Annotated in this window: 9 protein-coding genes; 7 read left to right on the top strand and 2 right to left on the bottom strand. The window is 70.6% G+C overall.

All coding sequences use genetic code 11. From position 1 onward, the window contains the following. Positions 1 to 534 precede the first annotated feature (534 nt). On the top strand, positions 535 to 3669 hold the full coding sequence (locus ACF061_RS23815; RefSeq protein WP_392268963.1) for a DNRLRE domain-containing protein: 3135 nt from the start codon (positions 535 to 537) through the stop codon (positions 3667 to 3669). A 232-nt stretch (positions 3670 to 3901) separates the two neighbouring features. Here ACF061_RS23815 and ACF061_RS23810 read toward each other — a convergent pair whose 3' ends face one another. Together ACF061_RS23810 and ACF061_RS23805 are read right to left on the bottom strand one after the other, a co-directional pair. Then, positions 3902 to 4576, bottom strand: a complete 675-nt coding sequence (locus ACF061_RS23810) for an ATP-dependent Clp protease proteolytic subunit (protein WP_392268962.1) — start codon at positions 4574 to 4576, stop codon at positions 3902 to 3904. Positions 4577 to 4686: 110 nt separating this feature from the next. Further along, on the bottom strand, positions 4687 to 5292 hold the full coding sequence (locus ACF061_RS23805) for an ATP-dependent Clp protease proteolytic subunit (RefSeq protein WP_392268980.1): 606 nt from the start codon (positions 5290 to 5292) through the stop codon (positions 4687 to 4689). Positions 5293 to 6988: 1696 nt separating this feature from the next. On the opposite strand from ACF061_RS23805, the gene ACF061_RS23800 reads away from it, so the two are divergent. The 6 genes from ACF061_RS23800 to ACF061_RS23775 all read left to right on the top strand — a co-directional run bounded on the left by ACF061_RS23800 (position 6989) and on the right by ACF061_RS23775 (position 19315). Then, on the top strand, positions 6989 to 8041 hold the full coding sequence (locus ACF061_RS23800) for a methyltransferase (RefSeq protein WP_392268961.1): 1053 nt from the start codon (positions 6989 to 6991) through the stop codon (positions 8039 to 8041). Between the two features lie 653 nt (positions 8042 to 8694). Beyond that, a complete protein-coding gene (locus tag ACF061_RS23795) occupies positions 8695 to 9426 on the top strand; it encodes an SDR family NAD(P)-dependent oxidoreductase (protein ID WP_392268960.1) in 732 nt (243 codons plus the stop codon). 77 nt (positions 9427 to 9503) lie between these two features. Then, positions 9504 to 10604 carry an SIS domain-containing protein gene (locus tag ACF061_RS23790; RefSeq protein WP_392268959.1) on the top strand — a complete coding sequence of 367 codons (1101 nt, stop codon included), beginning with the start codon at positions 9504 to 9506 and terminating at the stop codon, positions 10602 to 10604. Between the two features lie 55 nt (positions 10605 to 10659). Next, the gene (locus ACF061_RS23785) at positions 10660 to 17886 is read left to right on the top strand and encodes an amino acid adenylation domain-containing protein (RefSeq protein WP_392268958.1); all 7227 of its coding nucleotides are present in this window, start codon (positions 10660 to 10662) and stop codon (positions 17884 to 17886) included. Continuing rightward, complete coding sequence (locus ACF061_RS23780) at positions 17883 to 19058, top strand: FAD-dependent monooxygenase (RefSeq protein WP_392268957.1); 1176 nt, start codon at positions 17883 to 17885, stop codon at positions 19056 to 19058. Before ACF061_RS23785 ends, ACF061_RS23780 begins: the two co-directional genes overlap by 4 nt. Then, positions 19055 to 19315, top strand: a complete 261-nt coding sequence (locus tag ACF061_RS23775; RefSeq protein WP_392268956.1) for a hypothetical protein — start codon at positions 19055 to 19057, stop codon at positions 19313 to 19315. Before ACF061_RS23780 ends, ACF061_RS23775 begins: the two co-directional genes overlap by 4 nt. The last annotated feature ends 42 nt before the right edge of the window (positions 19316 to 19357 follow it).

Below are 19357 nucleotides of genomic sequence, written 5' to 3'. Positions count from 1 at the left end.
ACTGCTCACCAACAAGGCCGTGGACAACAAAAGGACGGTCGCCGCGCGGCTTTGCCGGCGACGCCGTCGTTGTGACTCCGTCGCCGCTGGGCGTGACCGCCTCAGCCACGACGGTGGACTTTGAGCGCGCATACGCGTCGACCCCACCAAGGCATGCGAAAAAACGACAGATGGAATCCGCACCCTCTGTCATGAACCCCACATAGTTCAAGATCGACTTCAGAAGGTTCCCGAGAGTGCTGTGATCCGTGACACCGGACAGGAGTCGGCCGACCGTCATCTACAGGTAACAAATCGACAAGACCGCAAATATCTGCACCTAAGGCTTCACTTAGGGTGGTCATATGCCGCATATGACGTACTGTCAAGGAGCGGTCAATGCCGCCCCATTGGTTCGTCACAACTTCATAAAGCATTCATATGTGGACTGGTTGTGCCGGACGTGTGATCGTGTGCGCGCCCATGCCATCCGCCTGGTCCACTCGGGAGTAGACCGCCGCCGTGTCCGCGCCGCCTCGTTTTCTCAGCCCCTTCGTGCGCACGCGCACCAGGCTGGCTGTCACCCTCGGCCTAGTCCTGGCCGCCCTGACCGCTGCTCTGTTGCCCTGGTGGCAGCCTGACGGAGCCTCACCACGCGCGGCCGGCGGAGCCACCGACGCCCGCCCGGCCGCCACCGGCCCGCGCGACGAGACGGCCGCCCAGGCCGAGGCCGAGCGCACTCACAAGCAGGTGCTCGTCGACACCGCCACCACCGCCACCTCCCAGACCTGGGCGCGGCCGGACGGCAAGCTGCGCACCCGCATCACGGCCACACCGACCCGGGCGAAGACCGCGACGGGCAAGTGGGCGCCGATCGACAACCGGCTGCGCCGGGTGAGTAACGCCCCGCGCAACCTGGGCGTCCAGCCCGTCAACGCCGCCCAGCCGATCCGCTTCTCCAGCGGCGCCGGGAGCGCGCACGCCGACCGTTCCTTCACCCGCCGGCCGCTCGCCGAGGGCCCGCAGGGCCAGGACACGGTCCTGGCCGAGGTCGACATCGACGGGCACACCGTCGCCTACACCTGGCCCGGAGCCCTGCCCGAGCCCGTCCTCGACGGCCCGCGCGCCCTGTACTCCGAGGTCCTGCCCGGCGTCGACCTGCTGCTCGTCGCCCGTGAGGAGGGCGGCTTCGCCCAGCTGCTGATCGTCAAGAACAAGGAAGCCGCGCAGTCCAAGGCCCTCGCGACGGTGACCTACGGGCTGCGCTCGGCCACGGCCGTCTTCCACCACGACGCCGCAACCGGCCGCGTCCTCGTCCAGGACGAGTCCGGCAAGGAGATCGGCTCCATCCCCACTCCGTTCGCCTGGGACTCCGCCGGCCGCGACCCCGAGCTGGACGAGGGCAAGGGCACCCCGCGCACCTCCGTCGCCACGCCCGCCGACGTCCTGAGGCTGTCCGGTCTGACGGGCATCGAGCCCGGCGCCCACAGCGCCCCCATGCCCGTGGAGCTCGAGGGCGACGGCACCGAGAACGCGCGCCTCGATCTGGGTGCCGCGCAGGCCGGCCTGTTCACGGGCGCGGACACGCGGTACCCGGTGTTCGTCGACCCGACGCTCAACAGCGGCTGGCTGGCCTGGACCGTGGCCTACAAGCCGTACCCGAACTCCAGCTTCTGGAACGGCACCAACTTCTCCTCCGGCACCTCCGACGCCCGGGTCGGCTACGAGAACGAGACCGGCGGCACCGCCCGCTCGTTCTGGCGGATGAACTACAGCACCAGCCTCAAGGGCGCGGACATCTCCTCCGCCACCCTCAAGGTGCTCAACAACCACTCCTGGTCCTGCACCACCCGGGAGTTCCAGTTCTACCGGACCGGCGCCATCTCCTCCGGCACCACCTGGAACAAGCAGCCGAGCTGGTCCAAGCTGTTGCAGAAGAAGTCCTTCGCGCACGGCTGGTCCTCCAGCTCCTGCCCCGACGAGTACGAGGCGTTCAACGTCAAGGACGCCGCCCAGGAGGGCGCGGACGCGGGCTGGTCGAACATCACCTTCGGCATCCGCGCCACCAGCGAGTCGGACGTGCAGACCTGGCGCAAGTTCAAGGCGACCAGCGCCGCCATGGAAGTCGTCTACAACCGCGCTCCCTCCGAGCCCACGGGCGGCAAGTCCACGCCCGGCGGCGCCTGCTCCGTCGGCGGCGGGGGCGTGACCATCGGCAAGACCAACGTCGTGCTGTCGGCCACCGCCAAGGACGCCGACGGCAACCTGAGCAAGCTGCGCTTCCGCTTCTGGAAGACCGGCGGCACGGTCCCGGCCGGCACCCTGGTCACCCCGAACGCCAGCGGCACCGCCACACTGACCATCCCCGCCACGTTCCCGCTGGAGGACAAGGCCACCTACTCGTGGGACGTGCGCGCGGAGGACTCCGGCGGCCTGGCCTCCTCGTACTTCCCGCCGGGCACCGACCCGTGCCGGATCAACGTCGACGCCAGCGCACCGCCCCAGCCCACCGTCGACAGCGTCGTCTTCCCCGAGGCCACGTCCGACGGCCAGACCTGGGCCACCGTCAAGTTCGGCGGCACGGGCGCGGTGACCTTCACCTCCGAGGGCGCGGCGCAGTTCCGCTGGTCGATCGAGGGCAACAACCCGGTCTATGTGCCGGCCACGAACAACACCGCCACGCTGCCCTCGTTCACACCGGCGCACGCGGGCCCCAACACCTTGCAGGTGTACGCCTACGACTCCCTCGGCAACGCCAGCAAGCGCACCGACTACACGTTCTACGTGCCGCCGCGGGACAAGGCGGACGGCCCCATGGACGTCACCGGTGACGCCCTGCCCGACCTGTTGATCGTCGACGCCGACGGCAACCTGCGCAACTGCGTCGGCGGCCAGGACGGAGACCTGTACAACTACCTCCCCGCCTCCTACGACGGTGACCGGAAGATCGACCCGCGGGGTTACTGGTACGACTCGGCCACGGGCAAGGCCGCTCTGATCGCGCACTACCAGGACGTCTACCCCGGTGACGGTTCCACCGACCTGTTCTCGGTCTCCCCGGACGGCCGCTTCTGGCTCTACCCGGGCGACGGCTACGGCAGCTTCGACGTCACCCGGCGCCTGGAGGTCCGCCTTCCGTCGAACGCCCCGGCGCCCTCGACGTGGACCCAGATCAAGGCCGTCGGCGACATCACCGGCGACAAGCTGCCCGACCTCGTGCTGCGGGCCGGCGCCGAACTGTGGACGCTGTCCGGCTACACCGGTGCCGCCTTCCAGACGGCGACGCAGCTGAACTCCGACGCCTGGGCGCGCAGGGAGATCGTCAACGTCGCCGACATCAACGGCGACAACACCCCCGACCTGCTGTGGCGCAACCTGGACAACGGCAACGTGTACGACCGCCAGGGCAAGCCCGGCTCCGTCGCCGGCAGCGTCGACCTGGAGTCGCTCAAGCTGGCCGCCAACTCCCTCACCGGCAAGGACGAGTCCTACGCCACCGGCTGGACCGAGGCGGCCGTGCCCACGGCCATCGGTATTCCGGACGTCAACGACGACGGCGTCCCCGACATCTGGGCACGCCTCGCCACCGACGGCTACACGCGGATCTACCATCCGTCGCGGACCAGCGCGGGAGCCCCTGTGCGGGTCGTCCTGTCGTCGGACTGGAGCACGATCAAGGCCTTCGGCTGACGCTGCTCGACCATCGGGCCCCGGCCGTCCCCCAGGGGGAGGGCCGGGGCCCGGCGTCGTACGGGAACGCACCGGCTCACGGGCCGCACGACGAGCCGCGGCCGGATCGGCACCGCTTCTTCCGAGGGAACACGGGCCCGCCGGCGGGCGGGCACCGGCGAACCCGGCGGGCAGCCGGCGACACTACGCCCGGGGGCGGGGCACGGCCCGCGGCACTCCGGGCCGCGGGCCGTCACGCCGTTGTGTCGGGCCGGTCGTTCAGTACGTTCTTGCGGTTGGTCAGTACGTGGTCGATCAGGCCGTACTCGGCCGCCTGATCGGCCGTGAGGATCTTCTGGCGCTCGATGTCCTCTTCGATCCGCTCCACCGGCCGGCCGGAGTGCCGGGCCAGGATGGTCTCCACGAGCTTGCGCACGCGCTGGATCTCCCGGGCCTGGATCTCCAGATCGGAGATCTGTCCGCGCTCTCCTCCACTGTGCGGCTGGTGCAGCATCACGCGTGAGCCGGGCAGTGCCGCGCGCTTGCCCGGAGTGCCGGCGGCCAGCAGGACGGCCGCGGCCGAGGACGCCTGACCGATGCAGACCGTCTGGATGTCGGGCTTCACGAACTGCATCGTGTCGTAGACCGCCGTCATGGCGGTGAGGGAACCGCCCGGCGAGTTGATGTAGAAGGCGATGTCCCGATCGGGGTCCATCGACTCGAGACACAGGAGCTGCGCCATGACGTCATTGGCGGAGGTGTCGTCGATCTCGGCTCCGAGGAACACGATCCGCTCCTCGTAGAGCTTGGAGTACGGGTCGTACTCGCGCGTCCCCTGTGCCGTGCGTTCGACGAACCGGGGCACTATGTACCGGGCTTGAGGCGGCGTACCGCCGAAGGTCAGGGACGGGCGATCATGCAGAGCCATGGTCTTCTGTTTCCCTCGGGTTCGGATGCGACTGCGGTGGCTGGACACGGCCGGCCCGGCTCGGCCCCCGATGTGCGACGGGGCGGTCCTCGCCGGGCCGTCGTCCGTTGTCAGGACAATTGCGTGCCACCGGCGCCGGGGACGCCCGAGGCCGACTTCATCACCGCGTCGATGAGCCCGTACTCCGCGGCCTCCTTGGCCGTGAACCACTTGTCCCGGTCCGAGTCCCTGGTGATGGTCTCGACGTCCTGTCCCGAGTGCTGGGCGATCAGCTCGGCCATCTCCCGCTTGGTGCGCAGGAGCTGCTCGGCGTAGATCTTGATGTCACTGGCCGAGCCGCCGAGTCCGGCGGACGGCTGGTGCATGAGGATCTTTGTGTTGGGAAGGGCGTACCTCTTGCCCTTGGTGCCGGAGGTCAGCAGGAACTGGCCCATGGACGCGCAGAAGCCCATGGCGATCGTCACCACGTCGTTCTTGATGTAGTGCATCGTGTCGTACACGGCCATCCCCGCGGTGACCGAACCACCGGGAGAGTTGATGTAGAGGTAGATGTCCTCATCGGATTCCGCCGCGAGCATCAGCAACTGTGCCGTCAGCTTGTTCGCGATGTCGTCATCGACTTCCTTGCCGAGGAAGACGATACGGTCGCGCAGGAGTCGGCTGAATACCTGGTCACCCATTCCCATGCCGCCCATGCCGCCGTCACCCCGCGGCATCCGCTCGGCCGACGAATAGTCCCGCGTTAAGGTCACTGGACCTCCAAGAATTTCGGAGGCGACGCCTGCGGCAGCCGCCCGGAGTCTTTCTCGTGTCTCCGCGTCCGCGACTCCAACTCGCTGTTACAGATGGAGATTTGGCCCGCCACGAACACTATCTCGACGCTAACACGGCGGTCAGGGCTTGTCCGCGAAGCTCTGGGCACTTCGCTGACAGCAGACACGGCGGTTCGTTGTGTGCTCCGAGGAGATTCCGTGTGCCGGGGCGGTTCTTCCCCGGTGGTGGCGGGCCGTGGCCCGGTGGCGTCCGCCCCGTGGGACCGGTTCGCAGCTTGCGGGCGTCTGTCCCGGCCGGGACGGGAGGTGACGGGAGGGTGTCCAGGGATCGCCGGTCTCCGTCGGGGGCGGCGGAGCGGTTTCCGCCGCCCCTCGCGTCGTCGTCGGCCCGCGTGGCGGGGGCGGCGCCGGCCCCGCCCGTCCGCCCGTGTCGACGGCGGCGACACGGGCGGCTATTCGGCCACATAGTCGCGGAGGTCGTCCAGGACCGCGTCGGCGTCCCACCGGGCGTCGCCGGGGCGCCGCTCGGCACCCGCCGGGGAGCGGCGGCGGGCCGGCCGGCCGGCCGCCGGCCGCTTCCGCGTTCCACCGGCGCCCGCGGCCCGCGAACACGGACCCGCGTCCGCCGACGCAGGTCGACCCGGGTGTGACGACCTGCCGCCCCGGACGCGGAGCAGATCAACTCGTGCTGTTCGTCACTGACTTGAGTCGTCACCTCGGCACCTGGCCCAGCTCGGGACACGAAGTCCCGTCGGAGTGTTCACAGGCCATCTCATTTGGTCTGTCCGATGGCCCGCGGGTGCGGGGATCGTCGAGCGGCCGGTGCCGCAGGAGTCGCGGGGCTCACCGCCGCCCCTTCACCGGACGACCGGCGGCCGGGGTGCGGGCCGAGCGCCGCCACCGGCCCTCCACCAACCGGGTGCACACGGCGAGTCCGTCCCACGGCCCGGCTCGCGGGCGTCTCCGCATCGTCGCCACGGACGCGGAGCGAGTCACTTCCCGGCCCGCGTCCGTGTTCGCGTGCACCCTCCCGCGCCACCACCGGCTCGCCAATTGAGACGGTCGGCAAGTGAGGGGACACGACGAGGAACACCACACGATTCAGGCCACCGGGAGAGGGGCTGCGGGGCGAGGGGGCCTTGTGTGACATGCGAGTTGTGTTGTTGCCTCTTGGTGCATCGGAACCCGCCCAGGTCCGTCGGTCGGGCGGTATGCCGGGGAGAGGGGGAGGTGCCGACGAAGCAGGAGACCGTGGAGAGGCGACGCCGCTCCTTGACTGGCAGACCTTGCCCGGCGCGGCGCTAGCGTCGCTCGGCCGGGACCGAACCCGCCACGGCGGCTCCGCCGCGCCGGCCCGGCGCCTTGCCGAGACCGACGTGGCCGCCGTGCCGCTTGCCCACCAAGGCGAACGCCGCCCGCGCGGTCGCTTAATGCCGAATGCCGAATGCCGAACAAGGCGTACTCCCTGTCCAAGACGGACCAGTGGGAGGGCCGGCTGCGGAGTGAACGATCCGCGGCGCCCGCCTCCGTGGTCCGTCCCGAGCGGCTGTCGACCGGCAGGACCGGACGATGCTCGACTTCACCACGACTCGGCCGAAGGGGCGCACCCGAGGCCCGCGATATCGTGAAGGGGATCACCATGACCGAACAGTCGGCGACCGCCACGGACGAGCTGTGGGAACTGGTGTACACCAGCTTCCGATTCCCGTTCCTGCACGCCGCGTTACGCGCGGGATTGTTCACCCTGCTCAAGGAGCGCCCCGGCAGCACCCTCGACAAGATCACCGACGAGCTGGGGCTGGAAGAACGCGCGGGACACGTGCTGCTGCTGGGGTGCTGCGCGTTCGGGCTCGTACGCAAGGAGGGCGACGGGTATCACAACACCGCCGCGACCGATCTCGCGGCGGGCGATCCGGACGCCTTCATGCCCGTCATCATCCGCTACACCCACGAGATGCTGTACCGGCCGATGGGCTGGCTCTACGAATCGCTGGTGGACAACGAGAACCTGGGCCTGCATCGTGAACTGCTCGCCGGGTCGTCGGCGACCACCCTCTACGAGCGCCTCGCCGAGGACGAGAACCTCGAGAAGGTGTTCACCGCCATGATGGAGCACCAGAGTCGTTCGGTGGTCGAGGACCTCATCAACGCCGTGGACTTCTCGTCGTACCACCACGTACTGGACGTCGGCGGGGGGACCGGGACCAACGCCATCGGCTTCGCCCAGCGGTGGCCCCACCTGCGGGCGACCATCCTCGAACTGCCGAACGTGGCGAAGATGGCGGACGACCTGATCGCCGAGGCCGGCCTGTCCGAGCGGGTCCGCGCGGTCGGAGCCGACGTCATGCGGGACGAGTTCCCCACGTCCCACGACTGCGTCGTGTTCTCCCGGTTCCTGGAGATCTGGTCCCCGGAGCAGGTCCGCGCCCTCTTCGCGAAGACCTACCGGGCGCTGGAGCCGGGCGGTCACCTGGTGATCGTCGCCTGCGCCCAGGACGACGACGAGACCGGCCCCGCCCACGCCGCCTTCATGTCGGCGTACGTCCAGACGGTCGCGTCGCCCGAGGGCCGCATCTACACGCCGCGGGATCTGGAGCAGTGGTACACCGAAGCGGGTTTTGAGCCGATGGACCGCCAGTATCCCGGACGGTTCGACGTCATCCTCCGCGCCCGCAAGCCCGCGGCCGGCTGAGTCGCCGCGGTCCGGCGACGGGCGGCCGTCCCGTTGGCCGGCCGGGTGGAACGCCCTTCCGGGCGTGCGGGCGATCCGCCGCCGGTCTCCGTGCTCGTCACCGTCCATCCGACCTGCCACGTCGACACCGGCGACAGGCGTGCCGTGACGGGCCCGGGCAGGTGCCGGTCCGCGCGGCGCGGTCGTACGGGTGTCGGCACCGCACGGTCCGGCACCGACGGCGATCCACCCGGGGCGGTGTGCGACGGATCGGGCGGCCGGCCGCTGACGCCGCTGCCAGGAGGGCCGCCGGGGGCCGCGCCCGGGCCGGCGCCCGTCCGCGCCCGGGCGGCCCGGCTCGGGGGTCTCGAAGCGGCGGGTGGCCGTCCCGGCGGCCGACGGCCGGCGGTCTCCCGCTCCGCACGACGGCCCCGGGCCCCGCGCGGCATGCCCCGCCGATGCCGGAACGGGGCCCGCTCCTCTCCGGTCGCCCGCCCGGCGCCGACCACGCCGGGGCCGGCCGCGCCGCGCACTCGTTCCCCGGGAGGCGGGGTCGGACAGGCCGCTCGCCCGAAGCGGCCCGCACGGAGCGACTCGGCGCGGCGGCGGTCGACCGAGAAGCTCGTCAGGAAGGTGTCTTCGACGCAATGGGAGCTCGAGTGGAATCACCTGACATGCTGGCTGTCGTCACCGGCGGGACCAAGGGGATCGGGCTCGCGTTCAGCCGCAGACTCATTCGGATGGGATACCGGGTGGTCGCTACGTTTCACAGCGACGAGGCCTCCGCGAACCAAGCCCTGCGAGAAATGGAGAAGGGCCTGGCGGTCGTCCGGTCGGATGTGTCGGACCCCGACGAAGTGGCACGGTTCGCCGAGCTGGTGCGCACCGGGCACGGAATCCCGCAGGTACTGGTCAACAACGCCGGGCTGAACATCGACCGGCCGGTGCTGGAGATCTCCGACTCGGACTGGCGCCGGGTGCTGGACACCAATCTGTCGGGTCCCTTCTACCTGTCCCGGGCGTTCGCCCCGCACATGGTGGAGGCCGGCGGCGGCTCCATCGTCAACATCGGAGCGACCACGGCGATCCGCCCCCGGCTCAACGGCGCCAACTACTGTTCGAGCAAAGCGGGCCTGCTCCACCTGACCAAGTGTCTGGCCATGGAACTCGCGCCGAGCATCCGGGTGAACTGCCTCATCCCGGGGATGATCGACACGGAGGAGATGCGGACCCGTTACCGCGTGGCCGAGCCGGAACACATGAACGCGCTGCTGGACGAGATCCCGCAGCGCAGGATCGGCGCCACCGACGAGATGGCGGACGCATTGGAATTCCTGGTGGGCGAGGGCGCCGCCTACATCACGGGCCAGAAGCTGATCGTGGACGGCGGCCAGTTCATGTGGTGAGGGACCCGGCGGCCTCCTGAGGAGCGCGGATCATCACCCGCTGCAATCATCAGTCATCGAGGGGGAGAGAAACGACCATGCGATCACGCCTTGAGCGCTACCAGGAATTCCTGGAGCAGGAGTACCGCTCCGGTTTCACGAAGTCGGACGAGTACGACGTCTCCGGGATCTCGGACGATCTCGTGAAACAGATGCGGGACGGTCGGTTCACGCGCATCGTGTTCAGTGGAATGGGCTGCTCAGCCATTGTGTCGGACGTGATCAAAGTCTTCTTCAACTCGATCCGGAGCGACCTCGAAGTACATGTCTTCAACGACTACGACTTCGAGTACCTGATCCCGCGCTCGGTGATCGAGGACGACCGGACGCTCATCATCCTCAGTTCGTACAGCGGCCACTCCAACGAGCCGATCCGGGCCTTCCACTCACTGCGCCCGATGCACGACCGGGTGCTGCTGCTCACCTCCGGCGGCCGGCTCGGCGAGCTGGGCGAGGAGACGGGGGTGTCCATCGCGCGCTGGACACTGAGCAAGCCGGACCGCGAGTACCCGCTCTTCCACGTCGGCCAGTACTTCTCGATCCTGGTCGACATGTTCTGGAAGCTCGGGCTCCTCGACACGGACCACGGTCCGGAGGTCCGGGCCCTGGCCGAGACCCTGGAGACCGACTTCACACCGGCCCTGCGCGAGCTGGCCGCCGACACCGCCGCCCGCAGCGAGAACGCCAACATCATCATGCTCGGGTCGCCCAAGTGGCACGAGAGCCTGCTGAAGCTCGCCAAGATGCACTTCAACGAGATCGCCATGGTGCCGGCGACGCGGAACTACTTCCACGAGTTCTGCCACAGCGAGGTGGCCACGCTCACCGATCCCGAGCGCAGGCACAGCGTTCTCGTGTTCTCCGGCCCGGAGGAGGACGACTACACCCGGGCCAAGCGCCAGAACCTGGTGTCGTTGCTGACCGCGCCGATCCCGCAGAACGCGAACGTCACGGTGACCGAGATCGAGCTCGACCAGCCGACCTTCATGCGCCAGTACTTCACCGCGCTGGAATTCGTGCAGTACGTGACCCTCGACCTCGGCAGGGCGCGGGAGACGAAGTCGCGCAACCTCATTTCGGAGGCGGCCGGAAACCCCTGGTACCACGGCAGCACGATCGCCGCGGAGAATGCCCGCTGAGGCAGTCGCACAGCTCAGGCATCGAAGGCAGACAGCCGAGGAAAATGGAGCGATCGTGAATCTCCGGGGGCGCACCTCTCTCACGGCCTATCAGCAGGACATCTGGGCGGCGAACTCCCTCTTCCCGGATCTCCCGCAGTTCAACTGCTTCATCACCGACCGGTTCACCGGCGAGGTCGACGTCGACCTGCTCAAGGACTGTCTGCGCCGTGCGGCCGACCGCAACGACGCGTTCCGGCTCCGGATCGACCCGGAGGACGGAACGCCGCGCCAGTGGGCCGAGCACGAGGCGTTCGACATCCCGACGATCGACCTTTCCGGGTCCGCCGCGCCACGTGCGGCCTGTGAGGCGTGGATCAAGGACGAGTTCGACGTCCCGTTCGAGGTGGAGCGCCGCCGGCTGTTCAAGATCGCGGTCCTCAGGGAGCGCGCGGACGTCGTCCACACCTACGTCAAGGTGCATCACATCGTCGCCGACGCCTGGGGCCTGAACCTGTTCATGTCCCAGGTCCGCGCCGAGTACGACCAGGTGCGGCGGACCGGTCGGTCCGAGGACCGGCCCGCTCCGTCGTACCTGGACTTCGTCGAGGACGAGCGCGGCTACCGGGGCTCGGAGGACCACCGGCGGGACCGTGAGTACTTCCAGGAGCGGATGGAGGGCGTCGCACCGGCCTTCTTCCGCCGCGCCGCGCCGGCCGGTTCCCGGCGAAGCGCCCGTCACAGCTTCCTGATCGAGCGCGCTCTCATCGAACGCATACGTGAACGCGGCAGTTCGGTCTTCGCGTTCGTCGCCGGCGCCTTCGCCGTCTACCTCTCCCGGATCCACGGCAGCGACGAGGTCGTCCTCGGCGTGCCGCTGCTGAACCGGCCCACCGCGGGCCAGAAGCAGACCGTCGGCCACTTCGCCAACACCCTGCCGCTGCGGGTGGCTCCCGGCCAGAACCGCACGATGGGCGAACTGGTCGCCGGGGTGCAGGCCGCGACCCGGGCCCTCAAACCCCACGAGCGCTTCTCCCTGGGAGACCTGCTGCGCTCGGTGCCGCTCCAGGACAGCGGCCCCAAGCGGCTGTTCGACACCACCATCGCCTACCTGCGCTGGCCCAGCCCGCTCGACGTCCAGGGCGTGGAGTACGAGACCGTCGTGCAGGCCCGCGCCCACGACGACGACGTACTGGCGGTCGTCGTCAACGAGCTGGACGACGTCAGCGACGTCCTGGTCGACATGGACTACGCCCTCGACGTCTTCGACGCGGACTTCCCCATCGAGTCGGTGGCCACCCACCTCAAGGCGATCATCGAGGGCGCCCTCGCCCGTGCGGACCGCCCGCTGTCGGAGATCCCCATGATCGGCGACGCCGAACGCGCCGCCCTGATCGCGGCGGGCAGCGGCCCGGTGACCGACTACTCCGAGGACACCACCGTCCACGCGCTCTTCGAGCGGCAGGCGGCCAGGACGCCCGACCGGCCGGCCCTCGTCGCGGACGATCCCGCCCAGACGCTCACCTTCGCACGGCTGGACGCGTGGGCGAACCACGTCGCGCACCGGTTGCGCGGCGACGGCGTGGAGGCCGGCGACCGGGTGGCCGTGGTGGCCGAGCGCGGCCCGCAACTGGTCGCGGCCGTCCTCGGGGTGCTCAAGGCAGGCGCGGCGTACGTACCGGTCGACCCGAGCCATCCCGCGGAACGGGTCGGGTTCCTGCTGGCCGACAGCGGGGCGAAGTCCGTGCTGCTCGGCACCACGGTGTCCGCTTCCCTGGTGGGTGACGCGGTGCCGGTACGGCGTCTGGACGCCACCCCACGCGCCGCTCCCGCGCCCCCCGCACCCGCCGGCGGCCCGCGTGACCTCGCCTATGTCATCTACACCTCGGGATCCACCGGACGGCCCAAGGGCGTCCAGGTCGAGCACCGTTCCGTGGTGAACCGGCTGGAGTGGATGCAGCGCGGCTACCCGGTCGACGGCGGGGACGTCCTGCTCCACAAGACGCCGGTCACCTTCGACGTCTCGGTGTGGGAGCTGTTCTGGTGGGCGATCACCGGCGCCGGGCTCGCGCTGCTCCCGCCGGGGGGCGAGCGGGATCCCGGGGCCATCCTCGCGACGGTCGGGGCGCACCGGGTGAGCGTGGCGCACTTCGTGCCCTCGATGCTCGGGCCCTTCCTCGACCTGCTGGAGGAGACTCCGGCGCTGGTGGACGACATCGCCTCCCTGCGTCTGGTGTTCTGCAGCGGTGAGGCCCTGACGCCCGCCCAGGTGAACAGGTTCAACGGCGTCTTCGCCGCGGCCGGCGCCGCGGCGCCGCGGCTGGTCAACCTCTACGGCCCGACCGAGGCCACGGTCGACGTCACGTACCACGACTGTCCGGGCGACGCGGCCGAGGAGGTACGGCGGGTACCGATCGGACGGCCGATCGACAACATCCGCATCTACGTGGTCGGGGCGCACGGCGACCTCCAGCCCACCGGAGTGCCCGGCGAACTGTGCGTCGCCGGAGTGGGCGTGGCACGCGGCTACCTGGACCGGCCCGAGCTGGACTCGGCGGTGTTCGTGGCCGACCCGTTCACCCCCGGCGATCGGATGTACCGGACCGGTGACCGGGCGCGATGGCTCGCCGACGGCACCCTCGAATACCTGGGCCGCCTGGACGACCAGGTCAAGATCCGCGGGAACCGGGTGGAGCTCGGCGAGGTGCGCGACCGTCTGACCGCCTTCCCGGGCGTCCGGGACGCGATCGTCGTGGACCGGCACACGCCGGCCCGCGGCACCCATCTGGTGGGCTACTACGTCGCGGACGAGGAAGTGCGGCTCGCGGACCTCCGCGCCCGGCTCCTTCAGTCGCTGCCGGAGTTCATGATCCCGGCGTTCTTCGTGCGGATCGACCGGATCCCGCTCACCGCGAACGGCAAGGCCGACCGACGGCGGCTGCCGGCTCCCACCGTGGAGGCGGACGCCAGGACCGCGGCGCCGGCCAACGAGATCGAGGCGAAGATCGCGGCCGCCTGGTCGGCCGTCCTCGAGACCGACGCGATCGGCGTCGACCAGGACTACTACTCCCTCGGCGGCGACTCGATCCTGATGCTCCGGATCCAGGCCGAGGCACGGCGCGCGGGCGTCCACTTCACCCTGGCCGACATGGTCCGCAACCCCACCGTGGCGGCGCTCGCCGCGGTCGCGACCACCTCCTCGCCGGACGGGCAGGACACCCCGCTGGAGCCGTTCGCGCTGGTGTCCGGAGTCGACCGCGCGCGGCTGACCGGCCTGGCGGACGCCTACCCGGCGACACGGCTGCACCTCGGCCTGCTCTACCACAGCCGGGAACACGAGAGGACGGCCGTCTACCACGACGTCTTCCGCTACTCCCTCAAGACGGTCTGGAACGAGGAAGCGCTGCGCCGCGCCTTCGACAGCCTGGTCCGGCGCCACCCGGTCCTGCGCTCCGCGTTCGACCTGGGCGGCTACTCCGAACCCCTGCAACTCGTCCACCACGAGGCCCACGGCGGACTGGAGATCGCGGATCTGCGCGACCTCGGCGAGGAGGAGGCGCAGGCCGAGATCGACCGGCACGTCGAGGAGCGGCGCTACCACGAGTACCGGCTGGACCGCCCGCCGCTGTACCTGTTCCGCGCGCACGTCCTGAACACCTCCGTGGAGCTGGTGTTCAGTTTCCACCACGCGATCCTGGACGGCTGGAGCGTGGCCACCCTGGTCCGCGAACTGCTCCAGGACTTCCTGCACAACGCCGGGCGGCCCGTCCCCGCCGTCCCCGCCGGACGACTCCCGTCGCCCGCCCTCTACGTGCGCGAGGAACGGCGGGCCCTCGCCTCCGAGACCACCAGGCGCTACTGGCAACGGCTGCTCACCGGCGCCGAACTGGTCCAGATCGACGGGTTCCGGCCGTACGAGCCCGCGGGCGACGAAGGACTCGTCGTCCACCACGTGGAACTGCCGGACGGCCTCGGCGCCAAGGTGCGCCTGCTGGCGCGCACCCACGGCCTGCCGGTCAAGTCCCTGCTGCTCGCGGCGCACTGCCTGACCCTGCGGCTGCTCTCCGACACGCCGGACGTCACCACCGGCCTGGTCACCGGCGGACGGCCCGAGGAGGCCGGCGCCGAACGGATCACCGGGCTCTTCCTCGAGACGCTGCCGCTGCGCCTCGACACCCAGCGGCGCACCTGGCTGGACTCGGCGCGCGAGGTCTACCGGCAGGAACGGGACAGCCACCCCCACCGGCACTACCCGCTCAGCGCGATCCAGGAGGACCGCGGCGGGGACGTCATCTTCGAGACCGCCTTCAACTACGTCCACCTGCACGTCCTCACCTCGCTCCTCGAGGACACCGACATGGTGCTGAGCGACTTCAGGACTTGGGAGGAGACGAACTTCAAACTCCTGGTCAACGCGGTGGTCGACCCGGTGGACGAACGCCTCTGGCTGCGCATGGACTGCGACGGACGCACCTTCTCCCGGTCACAGGCGCGGAGCATCGGCCGTACCTATCTCGCCGTCCTGGAGCGGATGACCGAACACCCCGACGCCGACGTGGACTTCTCCTTCCTGTGCGATCCGCGGGCCGAGGCCGCACTGCGGGCCGGCTCCGCCCCCGGCGCCGACGGGGACACGCCCGAGAACGTCATCCGGCGGATCGAGGAGCACGTCGCGCGCACCCCGGACGCGGTGGCCGTCTCCTTGGGACCGCGGCAGTGGACGTACGCACGGCTCGACGAGGCCGCCGACCGGATAGCCCGCGGCCTGATCGGCGCCGGGGCCCGGCCCGGCTCGACCGTCGGCATCGCCATGGACCGTTCGCCGGAGACGCTGGCCACCGTGCTCGGGGTCGGCAAGGCCGGCGCCACCTGTGTCCCGCTCGACGTCAGCTATCCGCCGGCCAGGCTCGCCGCGATGGTCGCCCAGGCCGACCCGTTGCGGATCATCACGCACGACACGCACGCGCACCTCTTCGAGGACGCCTCCCGGCTGCTGTACGTGGACGACCTGCTCGCCGCCGAACCGGAACCCGGCGGCGGCCCGCGACTGCCGGAGATCACCGGCGAGACCGTCGCCTACCTGCTGTTCACCTCCGGGTCCAGCGGCGAGCCCAAGGGCGTCGAGCTCCCGCACCGGGTGCTCGCCAACTACATGCGCTGGCAGATCCCCTCCGCCAGCGGCGCGGCGGGCGGCAAGACCCTCCAGTTCGCGCCGTTGAGCTTCGACGTGGCGTTCCAGGAGATCTACTCCACGCTGTGCGGCGGCGGCACCCTCCAGTTGCTCGCCGAGGAGGAGCGGCGCGACATGCCGGCGCTGCTGCGCCTCCTGGACCGCGAGGCGGTGGAGCGGGTCTTCATGCCGTGCGTCGCGCTCCAGCAGCTCGCGGAGACCTCCCAGGCGCTGGGCGTGCGGCCCCGCGCGCTGCGGGTGGTCATCTCCTCCGGCGAGCAACTGCGGATCACCGACGAGATCCGGCGCTTCTGCGCCGCGCTGCCGGGCACCGTGCTGGAGAACCAGTACGGACCGACCGAGACCCACCTGCTGACCCACCACACGATGACCGGCGACCCGGCCGGCTTCCCCGACCTGCCGCCCATCGGCACCCCGATCGACGGGATCGAGATTCACCTGCTCGACGGGCTGATGCGCCCGGTGCCGCCCGGCGCCAAGGGAGAGGTCTACATCGGCGGGGTGTGCCTGGCCCACGGCTACCGCAACCGGCCCGACCTCACCGAGCAGCGCTTCGTACCGCATCCCTCCGGGGAGCCGGGCGCCCGCCTCTACCGCACCGGAGACCTGGCCCGGGTCATGCCCGACGGGAACCTCGTATGGCTCGGCCGGGCCGACTCCCAGGTGAAGGTGCGCGGTTTCCGGGTCGAGCTCGCCGAGGTGGAGATCGCGATCGCCAAACTCGCCGAGGAGCAGCCCGGCATCCGCGAGGCCGCGGTGGTGGCCCGGCGGCGGGAAGGCGCCGACGCGTTCCTCGCGGCGTTCCTCGTCGGCGACCCGGCGGCCGTGGACCTGGACGAGGTGCGGGCCCGCCTGCGCACGGCGCTGCCGGACTACATGATGCCCTCCCACCTGGAGTGGCTGCCGCGCCTGCCCCTGACACCCAGCGGCAAGCGGGACGACGCCCTGCTGCGCCGCATGCCGCTCGCCGCGCCGGCGGCGGACGCCGCCCCGCCGGCCGACGAGCACGAGAAGGCGCTGGTGGGCATCCTGGCGGAACTGCTGGAGCTGCCCTCGCTCGGGGTGCGCGACAACTTCTTCGACATCGGCGGTACCTCGCTGACCGCGATGCGGCTGGTGATGACGATCGAGAAGCGGTACGGCGTCAGCGTCCCGCTCTCCGCGTTCGTCGCGGCGCCGACCGTCTCCGGGCTCGCGGAACTGCTGCGGGCCGGGGACCCGGCGGCGGAGTTCGACCCCGTCGTCCCGATCCGCACCCAGGGCGACAAGCCGCCGCTGTTCCTGGTCCATCCGCTCGGCGGCCACGTGCTGTGCTACGTGCGTCTCGCCCGCCACCTGCCCGAGGACCAGCCCGTCTACGCGCTGCAGGCCGCCGGGACCGTCCCCGGCACCGAACCGCTCAACTCCGTCCCCGAGCTGGCCGACAGCTATCTGGAGGCGATGCGCCGGGTGTGCCCGGAAGGCCCGTACGTCATCGGCGGCTGGTCGTTCGGCGGCTTCATCGCCTTCGAGATGGCGCGTCGGCTGCGGCGCGCCGATCCGGACGCCCTCCGGGGCACCGTGCTGATCGATCCGATCTTCGTCGAGCAGGGACAGCGGCCCGATGTCGCCGACCACTCGCTGCTGGAGTGGTTCTTCTGGGAGCTGCTGTGGACGGAGCGCGGCGGGAGTGAGCCGGTGGTCTCGCTGCCGGACGGGCTGGAGGAGGAGGCGAAGTTCGGCTTCATCGTCGAACACGCCACGCGGGCCGGCGTCCTGCCGGCCGGCAGCTCACGCACCACCGTGCGGCGCCTGTTCAGGATGTTCCGGGCGCACTGGGAGGCGATCCTGTCCTACCGGCCCGAGACGGGCGACGAGGACCTGGTACTGCTGCGCGCCGCCTCGGAACTGCCGGAGGTCCTCCGTCCGATGCACGGAGCGGCGCGGAGCCTGCACGAGGACCCCACCAACGGCTGGGGAGCCCTGACCACCGGCCGGCTCCGGGTGGTGGACGTTCCCGGTGACCACTTGGTCCTCATGGAGGAGCCGCACGTGAACGTGGTCGCCCTGAGAATCGCAGAAGCGATGGCCGGCCGCCTCGACCGGCGGCCCGACGACAGGAGTGGGAAATGACGCGGCACTCCACACGCAAGGCCCTCGTCATCGGGGCCGGGATCGGCGGGCTGGCTGCCGCGGCCACGCTGCGCCGGGTCGGTGTCGAGGTCCGGATCTACGAACGGGCTCCCGAGCTGCGCCCGGGGACCACGGCGGTCTCCTTGATGTGCAACGCGATCCTGGCGTTGCGCAGCCTGGACATCGACATCGCCCCGGGTCTGGACAAGCGCGGTGAGGTCTTCGACGAGCTGAAGTTCCTCACCCGGCGCGGCCGGCCGATCAGGGCCCTTCCGTTCCGTGAGGTCTCGGCCCGGCTGGGCGCCTCGAACTACGCCGTCCACAGGGCCGACCTCCAGCAGACGCTGCTGGACGCCCTCGGAGACGAGAGCGTCATCGAATTCGGGGCCACGGCAGCTCAGTTCATCAGCGGCGAGGACGGGGTCGAGGTCACCTTCGAGGACGGCAGGACCGCCTCGGGCGACTTCCTGATCGGGGCGGACGGCTTCAACTCGGCGATTCGCAGGCAGGTGGCGGGCGCCGACGAACCGCGGCCCGGCGACTACGCGTGCTGGCTGGCCACGGTGCCCTTCACGCACCCGCGGATGAGCAAGGGCTACGCAGCGCACTACTGGGGGCGTGGGCAGCGCTTCGGTCTCGCTGACATCGGCCGTGGCCGCGCCTACTGGTGGGCGACGAAGAACGTGCCCCCGGGCGCCTCCGGACACCTGCGGCGCGGCAAGGAAGGGCTCGCGGGCCTCTTCGCGGGCTGGGCCGACGAGGTGCGGGAGGCGATCCGTACCACCCCCGAGGAATCGATCGTCCGCATCACCGCCCAGGACCGCCCGTTCCTCCAGCGGTGGGGCACCGGACGCACGACCCTGCTCGGCGACGCCGCCCACCCGATGCTCGTGAGTCTGGGCCAGGGGGCGGCGCTGGCCATCGAGGACGCCGTCGTCCTCGCCCAGCACCTGCGCGCGACAGCGGACCCGGTCGCGGCGCTGCGCGGCTACGAGGACGAGCGCAGGCCGCGGACGGAGGGGCTGGTCGCCGCGGCCCGTGCGCTGAGCGGGACCGAGCAGCTGGAGGGCCTCTTTCCCGCCCTGGCGCGCGACCTCTACTTCCGGTTCGCGCCCATGTCCAAGCTCACCGGCCCGAACGAGGCGGTCCTCACCTGGCCCCCGCTGGGATGACCACGCGCTGGCACCGTCGGCGGCCGGCCCGCGGCACCCGCCACCTGCCCTTCGGCCACGGACCGCACTTCCGCGTGGGCGCTCCGCCGGCCCGGCTGGAGGCGCGCATCGCACTGTCGGCCTTCTTCAGTCGTGTCGACGCCGAACTCGCCGTCCCGGCGAAGGAGGTGGAGCCGTTCCCCTCGCCGGCGCTCAAAGGCATCCGCGGACTTCCCGCCGTGATCAGGCCGCGTGCGGGGGCGGCCGCAGGGGTCTGAGAGCCGTCTCCCACCGGCCGTCGTGATCGCGCAAGGAGGACC

It is taken from the genome of Streptomyces sp. NPDC015220 (genome assembly GCF_043079345.1).
GTDB lineage: Bacteria > Actinomycetota > Actinomycetes > Streptomycetales > Streptomycetaceae > Streptomyces.
The sequence above is the reverse complement of the archived record's forward strand: the minus strand, read 5'-3'. Positions and strand labels throughout refer to the sequence as shown.

Excerpts from the sequence above, each read along its gene's own strand:
- ACF061_RS23810 (WP_392268962.1), bottom strand. The coding sequence starts at position 4,576 with ATGGCTCTGCATGATCGCCCGTCCCTGACCTTCGGCGGTACGCCGCCT.
- ACF061_RS23805 (WP_392268980.1), bottom strand. The coding sequence starts at position 5,292 with ATGCCGCGGGGTGACGGCGGCATGGGCGGCATGGGAATGGGTGACCAG.
- ACF061_RS23800 (WP_392268961.1), top strand. The coding sequence starts at position 6,989 with ATGACCGAACAGTCGGCGACCGCCACGGACGAGCTGTGGGAACTGGTG.
- ACF061_RS23795 (WP_392268960.1), top strand. The coding sequence starts at position 8,695 with ATGCTGGCTGTCGTCACCGGCGGGACCAAGGGGATCGGGCTCGCGTTC.
- ACF061_RS23790 (WP_392268959.1), top strand. The coding sequence starts at position 9,504 with ATGCGATCACGCCTTGAGCGCTACCAGGAATTCCTGGAGCAGGAGTAC.
- ACF061_RS23780 (WP_392268957.1), top strand. The coding sequence starts at position 17,883 with ATGACGCGGCACTCCACACGCAAGGCCCTCGTCATCGGGGCCGGGATC.
- ACF061_RS23775 (WP_392268956.1), top strand. The coding sequence starts at position 19,055 with ATGACCACGCGCTGGCACCGTCGGCGGCCGGCCCGCGGCACCCGCCAC.